This is a genomic window from Candidatus Eisenbacteria bacterium (assembly GCA_030017955.1).
GTDB lineage: Bacteria > Eisenbacteria > RBG-16-71-46 > JASEGR01 > JASEGR01 > JASEGR01.
This window is the reverse complement of record JASEGR010000182.1, coordinates 1-2181: the sequence shown is the minus strand read 5'-3', so window position 1 is coordinate 2181 and position 2181 is coordinate 1. Positions and strand designations below refer to the sequence as shown.

Annotated in this window: 1 protein-coding gene; it reads right to left on the bottom strand. The window is 56.1% G+C overall.

Translation table 11 applies throughout. The features are described 5' to 3' along the window. Window positions 1-135: 135 nt before the first annotated feature. Window positions 136-1869 carry a transposase gene (locus tag QME66_13480; protein MDI6809958.1) on the bottom strand — a complete coding sequence of 578 codons (1734 nt, stop codon included), beginning with the start codon at window positions 1867-1869 and terminating at the stop codon, window positions 136-138. Between the last annotated feature and the right edge of the window lie 312 nt (window positions 1870-2181).

The window sequence follows — 2181 nt, the reverse complement described above, 5'->3', positions numbered from 1 at the left end:
CCGTTTGCGGGCGGCGTGCGGCACAACAATCTGGTAGCGCTGACTGACTTTTACTGAGGGTATGCGCATTTCAGGCTCCTTGCTAAGCAATTTTTACAAACTGCTAAGCATGAGTCCACTGCAATAACTTGCACTTTACCAACCTATTGCCAGTTCTTGCGGCTGCATCCGACCGAGGAAAGCTGCCAGGATGGCTTTGGCAAAAGAAAAAACAGAGAGGCCCGCCCCTTCTCGGGCGCTTTCTCGTCCCTCTGAAGCCTTCTTTTGCTGTTCTTCCGCCCCCATTTTGGCTTGCAGGTAGCGGTGAATGCGCCGTAGGTTGGCTACGGCGGCTGATCCAATCACCAGGCAGGCAACACGGAACCTGCCTCGCACCGGTAACTTGCCTGCCGGGAAGGGATGTTTCACCGAGCGCACGGTGGCTTCCACCGCCGCCCGTAAGTTGCGTCCCTCTTGCAGATGTTCCCGACTGCGACGACGGCGTTTCGCCATCTGCGCTTCGGACTGGGTGAAGCGCAGATGATGACGTTCATCGCGTTTGCCTGCACGGGCAGGACAGCGTTCCACGAGCGGACAGGTCTGGCAGACGCTCGGCTCGAAGTGGGCGACGAAGGCTTTCTGCTGGCTGGTGGTTTGCACCGAAACGGTCTGCCCCTGCGGGCAGGTGACTTCCACAGGTTTGCCATTCTCGTTGGATTGGAGGGTGAAATCGTCCAGGTGGAGTTTTTCGGGGTTGGGGTCGCGTCCGCGAATGGCGGTCTGGGTGTGTTCGACCTGCTGTTCCTGCAAAACGACATCCGCTTGCGGGCCGCCATGACCGCCGTCGGTGTAGATCGTCTCCAACTCGGTGCGCGCTTTCAGGTCGGGGAGCGCTTCGGCCAGCAGTTGACTGTCATCGGTGGTGTTGGGAGCGACCTGCACTTTGGTAATCAGTTGCAACGGGTTCTCTGAGTCGCAAGTCTCGCTCAGGTTGGCAACGTAGCCCTGATAGCCCTTGCCGCGTTTCTCACGATAAGTGGCTTCCAAGTCATCGGGCGATTGCAGACTGGAGGCGCTCAGCTCTTTAGCAGGCTTGACTGTCACCTTGCGCTCCTTGACCTGGAAGTGTTCGCCGAAGACGCGCTCCAAGACCTGATAAACCGCCTCGGAAGCGTAACCCGCTTTCAGGTCCGCAAGGAGACGCTGCATGACTTCGCCGATGCGCTGCAAATGCGCCCCGACTTCTTCGCCCTTCATGTGGTAGACATACTGTCCGGCGTGTCCCTTGATATAGGGTGCGAATAGTTCGGCGTAACGCGCTTGATCGGCTTCGGACAACATGCGATGGACGCGTTGCAGGACTTCCACCAGCAATTGCACCCGCCCCATCTGGCGAATGCTGCTGGCCAACTGCGTGCTGTCCATGCGCTGTTTGCCGGTCTTGAGATGAAAAGCCGCAATCTGCGTATCGGTCACCTGCTCAAAAGCCTTGTCTAGCAGATTGACGCCCGTCTCCTGGCTATGGCGGCTGAGGCGCTCGCGGAAGTAGTACAGCGTGCGCAACTCGAAGTCGCCTTCGCCCAACTGGCGATAGCCCAGCGCATAGCGTACCTGAATGTCGTAGCAGAACATGTCGTACATCTCTTCGTCCGTCCAGCCGTTGGCCGCTTTGAGAAACTCCAGCCCGACCAGCACGTTGACCGGCACATTCGGACGCGACGGGAAATCGGCGTACAAGACCTCGAACGGTTTTTCATCCAGGCGGCAGAAGAACTCCCGATAGAATGTGCCTGCCCAGGAATTTTCCAGGCGCTTGCGCAGTTTTTCGGGCAGCTCGTCCACGTGGCTGGTGAGCGGAATTTGCAGGTGACGGTGGTTTTTCTTGAACATCTTCTGACCTTCCAGAATGGGATAGCCTGGATTATATTAAGGTTTGCCCGTTTTGAGGAGGGTGCAATTTGGACGAATTTTGTCCTCTCGTTTTTGCAGGGGAGTCATAATTGTAAAGAAATCTGCCCTTCATGACTTGTTTTTTTAAGAGGATGACATTATAATAAAGGCATCTCTGGTAGGCCTAGCAGAGAAATCCAACACGGAAAGGAGGTGAGATTGCCATGTTGTTTGCCCCTAAAGAGAAGGGCCAGGGCCTGGTTGAATACGCGTTGATTCTTGTTTTGGTCTCCATCGTTGTAATTGCCGTTC